This window comes from Acinetobacter sp. YH12027, assembly GCF_013420085.1.
GTDB lineage: Bacteria > Pseudomonadota > Gammaproteobacteria > Pseudomonadales > Moraxellaceae > Acinetobacter > Acinetobacter amyesii.
The window spans coordinates 1-5,865 of record NZ_VOYW01000075.1 but is presented as its reverse complement, the minus strand read 5'-3'; the positions used below and the strand labels follow the sequence as shown (position 1 = coordinate 5,865).

The 5,865-nt window shown below is 38.2% G+C and carries 9 protein-coding genes; 3 read left to right on the top strand and 6 right to left on the bottom strand.

What is annotated here, in order from left to right:
• Positions 1-381: tetratricopeptide repeat protein (locus FTT94_RS15995; RefSeq protein ID WP_180171105.1), on the top strand; the 381-nt coding region annotated here is incomplete at its 5' end.
• A 22-nt stretch (positions 382-403) separates the two neighbouring features.
• Here FTT94_RS15995 and FTT94_RS15990 read toward each other — a convergent pair.
• The 6 genes from FTT94_RS15990 to FTT94_RS15965 all read right to left on the bottom strand — a co-directional run bounded on the left by FTT94_RS15990 (position 404) and on the right by FTT94_RS15965 (position 4,288).
• Positions 404-703: a HigA family addiction module antitoxin gene (locus FTT94_RS15990; RefSeq protein ID WP_213075481.1), complete on the bottom strand. Its 300-nt coding sequence runs from the start codon at positions 701-703 to the stop codon at positions 404-406.
• A gap of 7 nt (positions 704-710) precedes the next feature.
• Positions 711-989 carry a type II toxin-antitoxin system RelE/ParE family toxin gene (locus tag FTT94_RS15985; protein ID WP_087704769.1) on the bottom strand — a complete coding sequence of 93 codons (279 nt, stop codon included), beginning with the start codon at positions 987-989 and terminating at the stop codon, positions 711-713.
• Between the two features lie 820 nt (positions 990-1,809).
• Positions 1,810-2,625, bottom strand: coding sequence for a hypothetical protein (locus FTT94_RS15980; RefSeq protein WP_107010119.1), 816 nt, complete (start codon positions 2,623-2,625; stop codon positions 1,810-1,812).
• A gap of 81 nt (positions 2,626-2,706) precedes the next feature.
• Positions 2,707-3,207 carry a hypothetical protein gene (locus FTT94_RS15975; RefSeq protein ID WP_180171104.1) on the bottom strand — a complete coding sequence of 167 codons (501 nt, stop codon included), beginning with the start codon at positions 3,205-3,207 and terminating at the stop codon, positions 2,707-2,709.
• Positions 3,204-4,133 carry a MobA/MobL family protein gene (locus tag FTT94_RS15970; protein ID WP_032491912.1) on the bottom strand — a complete coding sequence of 310 codons (930 nt, stop codon included), beginning with the start codon at positions 4,131-4,133 and terminating at the stop codon, positions 3,204-3,206. Before FTT94_RS15970 ends, FTT94_RS15975 begins: the two co-directional genes overlap by 4 nt.
• On the bottom strand, positions 4,133-4,288 hold the full coding sequence (locus tag FTT94_RS15965) for a hypothetical protein (RefSeq protein ID WP_169031083.1): 156 nt from the start codon (positions 4,286-4,288) through the stop codon (positions 4,133-4,135). The genes FTT94_RS15970 and FTT94_RS15965 overlap by 1 nt, the downstream gene beginning before the upstream one ends.
• 280 nt (positions 4,289-4,568) lie before the next feature.
• Here FTT94_RS15965 and FTT94_RS15960 point away from each other — a divergent pair, with 280 nt between their 5' ends.
• Together FTT94_RS15960 and FTT94_RS15955 are read left to right on the top strand one after the other, a co-directional pair.
• Positions 4,569-4,994 (top strand): conjugal transfer protein TraD, encoded by a 426-nt coding sequence (locus FTT94_RS15960; protein ID WP_107010121.1) that lies wholly within the window; start codon positions 4,569-4,571, stop codon positions 4,992-4,994.
• 417 nt (positions 4,995-5,411) lie between these two features.
• On the top strand, positions 5,412-5,865 hold a 454-nt coding region (locus FTT94_RS15955; RefSeq protein ID WP_180171103.1), incomplete at its 3' end, for a tetratricopeptide repeat protein.

The following is a 5,865-nucleotide window of genomic DNA, read 5'->3' as shown; positions in this document are numbered from 1 at the left end:
GCTGCTCAAGGTCATGCAGAGGCTCAGTATAATTTAGGTACTATGTATTACTATGGTGGAGGCGTTCCTCAAAACTTTGCTACCGCTAAGGCTTGGTACGAAAAAGCAGCTGCTCAAGGGGATATAAGGAGTCAGAATAATTTAGGCTTTATGTATACTCAAGGCCAAGGTGGGCATAAGGACTTCAATACCGCTAAATTTTGGTACGAGAAAGCGGCTGCTCAAGAGGATACAGACGCTCAGTATAATTTAGGCCTTATATACTTAAATGGAAGAGGTATAGGTAAGGACTTAAATACAGCTAAAAAGTGGTTTAAACAATCCTGCGACAATGGAAATCAACAAGGTTGTGATGAATACCGAATCCTAAACCCACATTAATAAAATTTATTAATATTTTTAGTTAACAATTAACAAAAAATGGTTGAATCTGTGGACGCTGTTTTTGTGATTCCATCCAAAGTGAATACTTAGATTGAACACGCATTAACAGGTCTGCACTGATTCCCAAAGCATCATGCAAGCGTAAAGCTACATCTGCGGTCACTGGCGCTTTACCGTTAATAATTCGAGAAAGTAAAGGACGTGTCACTTGAATACGTTCAGCAAGTTCTGTAATGGTGATCGCTTGTCCTTCTTCTTTTAAGCCATCTAACCATTCTGACACTAACTCACCTGCATGAGCTGGATTATTCATCATCATATTCACCTCAATGGTAGTCCTGATAGTCCACGATATACGCATTACCATCTTTAAAAATAAAAGTCAGACGCCAATTGGCACTCACAGTGATTGACCAATGATCTTTTAATTTACCTTTCAAAGGATGAAGCTTCCATCCAGGAAAATTCATTTCATCAATGCTTTGCGCTTCATTCAAAGCAGTTAATTGTCTTTTTAACTTGGTTGAATGAACAGACTGAATACCTGCTGTAGAACTGGTTTTAAAAAATCGTTCCAGTCCCTTATGATTAAAATCTACAATCACAAAAAATCATCCTTTGTATAGTTTTAATATACAGCAATTCGTTCAGTAAAACTATACAGAAATATAGAATCAAATAAAATCAAAAGCCTTAAAAACAAATGTGCTCACTCTCTCAACTCGCCCCCAAAGCGTCGCACTTCGTGCTTTGGCTTTGGTGAACGGTTGAGAGAGTTTCGGCAATACTCACCCTAAGGGCAGTCATTTAAAAAAATGACCTATCCCCTAAGTATTGCCGATTTACCTGTATATATTTGGCTTCGGAGCCACGTATATCGGTCGTATCCGCACATAGTTTTGCTGACTATGCAGACAAGGACTCAAAGTCTTGCACTTCGCTCCACGCGCTCCCTGTCGTTACATTGCCTGTATCTCTGCGAGGGTTTCCCCAACATGCAACTTAACAAGTCCTATGTAACTACTCCCAACGCTCCGCCTATGTGAAGTTCCCCTGTAAGCGGTTTAGCCTTTCGACTATAGCTACAATACGCCAGTGACACTTATTCCTACCACACGTAATGCATGCCGACCGTAAAACGGACACGCAGAAGCGGGCAAAGCTCGATCTAGGATGCTTATTTGATGGTTTAAAACACGAATTAACGAAGACTTATCATTTTGAGGCTTGATATAAACACTGTTTATTGTGAAAATAGAGTTCAGGTACAAGCCTTTTGGTGAAATCATAACGGTCGCCAAACCTTATGATCTTCGTTACTTGATGTTAGTTCCATCAAATAACTGCGTACCGCTGAATTTACTTGAAAACCCCTCTAAGTTGCAAGACTTAGAGGGGTTTTTGTTTATAATTTTAAATTACAAGTTACTTATCCTTGTTTAAAGCAAATTTTCGCTTCTTAATTACAGTAATTGGCTTTTCTTGTGGAGCCATATTTTTCTGAATGGTTCCCTGCTTCATCTCTACTGGGACAGCACTATTTTCAGTAGTCTTTGGACTAGATTCTTTAGGCTTTGACTCTGTTGGCTTTTGCAGAGTTGCTTCCTTATTTTTAATTTTTATATAAATTTTATGAGCAACTGTATTGTGCTCCTTAATTTCCCTGTTCTTATCAGCCAATTTTTTATACTGTTCTTTAAAAGGTTTTATAAATTTTTTGATGGCTGATAAGAACACGGCTTCTTCAGGATATATGTCCGCTAATGTCTTAGGTGTTTCCTTTTGCACGAAATTGATGAGATCGGCTGGAAATTTTTTAAGAATCTCTGGAGTAGCAAAGCTTACAAAATCATAGTCATGATAAGAAATTACAGCATATCGGGTATTTTTCTTAGTCGGACTTTTAATATAACCTTTGACTGTTGCCTCTCCTTGATCAAGTAACTTTTTCAAATAGAAATCTTTGATTTGGTTTTCTATAAGCGCATTACCTCTATAGAACCTAAGCTTCTGACTGATTTCCGCCTGTTCTTCCAGATTGTCTTCATCAACAAGTTTTAGCTGTTCGGATTGGTCAAGGAATTGAGCATAATTATATTGAGCAAGTTCGGATGTCCAAATCAGCAACTGATCAAGATTTTTAGGCATAGGAACTTTCAAATCATTCAAATCAAGCTTTTTAATGGGCGCAAGTTCTTCTTCCTTAAACTCTGTTCTTTCTAAACTTGATTGCTTTAACATAATAATTTCCTTAACTTCCACTAATTTTAAACATAATAAAAATTATAAATGAGTGCTTAGAGCCTTCATTTTCAGATTCAGCTATTTGGGGTCAATAACGCATAAATCCCCATGCTTCCCATAGCCACACTGCTCTTTCATCACTCGGACGCAAGGCTTGGACTCGTCTCCAACGGCACAACTTTGAATATCAAACTGAATACCTTGCTGCTTTAAACTCTCGATCTTTGGAATATTCTCTAAAGGCTTAATATAAGATACAAATAACCATGTCATAGTCAGTATGAAAACTGAAAAAACACCTAAGAAAGTGGTGATTAACTTCCATGAAAATTGATCACTGGCTGATTCAATCGAGTTTTTCAAGCGTCCAAGCGCTTTAGCGGTCTTAATAAGTTCTGCTGTACCGTCCTGTAAGCCATCATTTACCGCTTTTGATATAGTGTGGTGGGTTTGCCCAGCAATAGTGCTTTGAATGTGTTCTTTCGTGATTTGAAGCTCTTTAACGGCCTGATTGACTAGGTTCTGCTGTTGTTCTGCAACTGCCATCAGTGCATATAGCTTTTTTTCATCAGGTGTCATCGGCTCATCCCTCTAAACTTCATTGTTTTCTGTTGCTCTCTTTCTAATTTCTGCTGTTGTTTGTACTGTTCCAAAGCAAGCTGTTTAAAGCTGTCAAAATCAGCCTTAAAGCTCTCAATACCCTGTTTAATTTCTTTGTCTGAAATTGGGCTGTTTTTGAGGTCTTTCAGGTCTTTTTTAGGGTCGCCTAAATCTAGTTGCTCAAGCTCTTTATAGGCTATACGTGACTGTTGCAAGGCTTCCCTGATTTCAGGGTCTTTAGCTTGGCTTGGTAATAGTTTCTTTTCGGGTTCTTTCTCTACGCCTTGCTCTTTGTAGCTTCGCATATCAATACGGCTGTCAATTTGGTGTTTTTCTAAATGGCTGTTGCATAAATCTGCCCATCTTTGGCGTAGGTCTTTAATATCGGTTTTTCGTTCCTGGTAAGTCTTGCCTGTATTGTCTTTTTTAGCTCCGCCACGTTCAGGATTCTTGCTGTTATAGCGTTTAAAATATTGCTCTGGATCTCGCTCGATTCCATCTTGTAGACGTTCATTAAACATGAGGTGAACGTGAGGCTGATCGTTGCCGTCCATTGCTTTAGGGTTATGGATCGCAAACTGATACGGATATTTTGAGCCAATTTCAGACTGAATGAAGTCCTCAACCAGTTCTAGGCGTTGCTCGGCATTCATCTCTCTAGGCAGGGCAATTTCATATTCTCGATAGGTACTGCCATTTTTGCGCTCGTAAAGGTCGGCTGCCTGCCAAAAGTTAATCGGATTATGTTCTGCCCATTTCGGCATGTTTCCATAAGCACTATGTTCAAGATCGGTTTCTGCCTGTTCCTGTTTCAGCTTCTTTTCTTCGTCCCGATCTATATATTCGGCATGCGGTGCTGCCTTGCCTGCCTTACCAACTTTGACACTTAAACGAGCAATCGCCATTAGGTTTTATCCTGTTCCTTTTTTTGGTTGCGTTCCTTCTTAAACGCTCTTTGATCGAATATCGAAGCAAGTACCATAATGAGGATGAGTAGCGGTGCTGCGATCACGCCAAAAATAATATCTTTGATCTTTCCCCATACCTGTTTTAGTTGCATGTTGTTGCTCCTAGCGTTGGTACTTCTTTTTTTCATTCAATTTTCAATTGAATGAAAAAAGAAGTTTCAGGGTTTTAGGGATGAAGTCCCTAACGTGCTTAGGTTTCTCAATGAAATTGAGAAACGTCTAAGCGCGCCATCAAACTTTTGATGGAAGTACAGGCGAAATTCTCTAGAACGAACTTTAACAAAATTGCGGACATCGGACGTAATTATTTTGTTATCGTTCTTTGAGAATTGAGCCTGTGCTTTTGCGGCATCTGAATTAATGGAATCAAATATGAATAATGATTGGCTATCTGAAAAAATCACCTATATTTCTGCTTTAAAAAGTCCTAGTGATGTTCAAAAACTTTTATTGGAATTAGCCAAAATCCAATACCGTACACCCGACCAAGAGAAAAAACTGAATGCTTTGATTAAAGCCGAAAAAGCCATAGAACGAGCGAATAAGCAAAAAGTAGCAGTTAGAAAATTACTGAATGCAGAGAAAGAAGCTGAACGTAAAGCGCGTACACGTCACTTGATTCAGTTAGGCGCACTGTTTGAAATTGCTAACCTGGATAAACGGGACCCCGCCGAACTGCTCGGTATACTACTTAAAACAGCGGAGATTGATCCTAACGATATGAAATGGCAGATTTGGAAAGACTTAGGTCAAGAGGTGTTAAATCAACGTAAAAAGACTGAAAAACAAAGTAATTGATTATGCAGTTAAGCTACTTAAAACCGTGGAACATTGCTCACTTATTGATCGTGGAACATGAAAAATCATTAAAAAAGCCCAAGTAGGCATACTTAGGCTTTTTAGGATACGATAAGGCTATGAATTATAAGAAATAATATTTTGCATTTCGTATAATCTGCATTATGTTAATTGTAGGAAAACTTAAATTAAAATACTTAAATAAGCTATTCTTAGTATTTCATGCACACCATCTAACGAATAATAAATTTCTGATATTTGAATCAGAACATTTGTAATATGAAACTAAATATTAAGTGCTACTGAAAGCTATCTTATTGCAGATAAGATTAAAAATAGTAATGGTATAGCTTAACTATTTAAAAAAATGAGAATAAACCCTCATTAAAAAATCTATTTTTATTAAATTTTAACGATATGAAAACGAAAAATTTATCAATATTTTTAACGGTATTATTGATAGCCTGCTCAGATGTTGATGACAATCCGAAACCAGATAGAACGCAATTTGAAATACTGTTAGAAAAAGCTCAGCAAAATGATGCAGAAGCTCAATATAATTTAGGCCGTATGTACCACTATGGTGAAGATGTTCCCCGGGACTTTGCCACCGCTAAGGCTTGGTACGAAAAAGCTGCTGCTCAAGGTCAGTTAGATGCCCAAGTTAATCTAGGCGTTATATATAACAACGGGAGCGGTGTTCCTCAAAACTTTAATACCGCTAAGGCTTGGTACGAAAAAGCGGCTGCTCAAGGTCATGCAGAGGCTCAGTATAATTTAGGTACTATGTATTACTATGGTGGAGGCGTTCCTCAAAACTTTGCTACCGCTAAGGCTTGGTACGAAAAAGCAGCTGCTCAAGGGGATATAA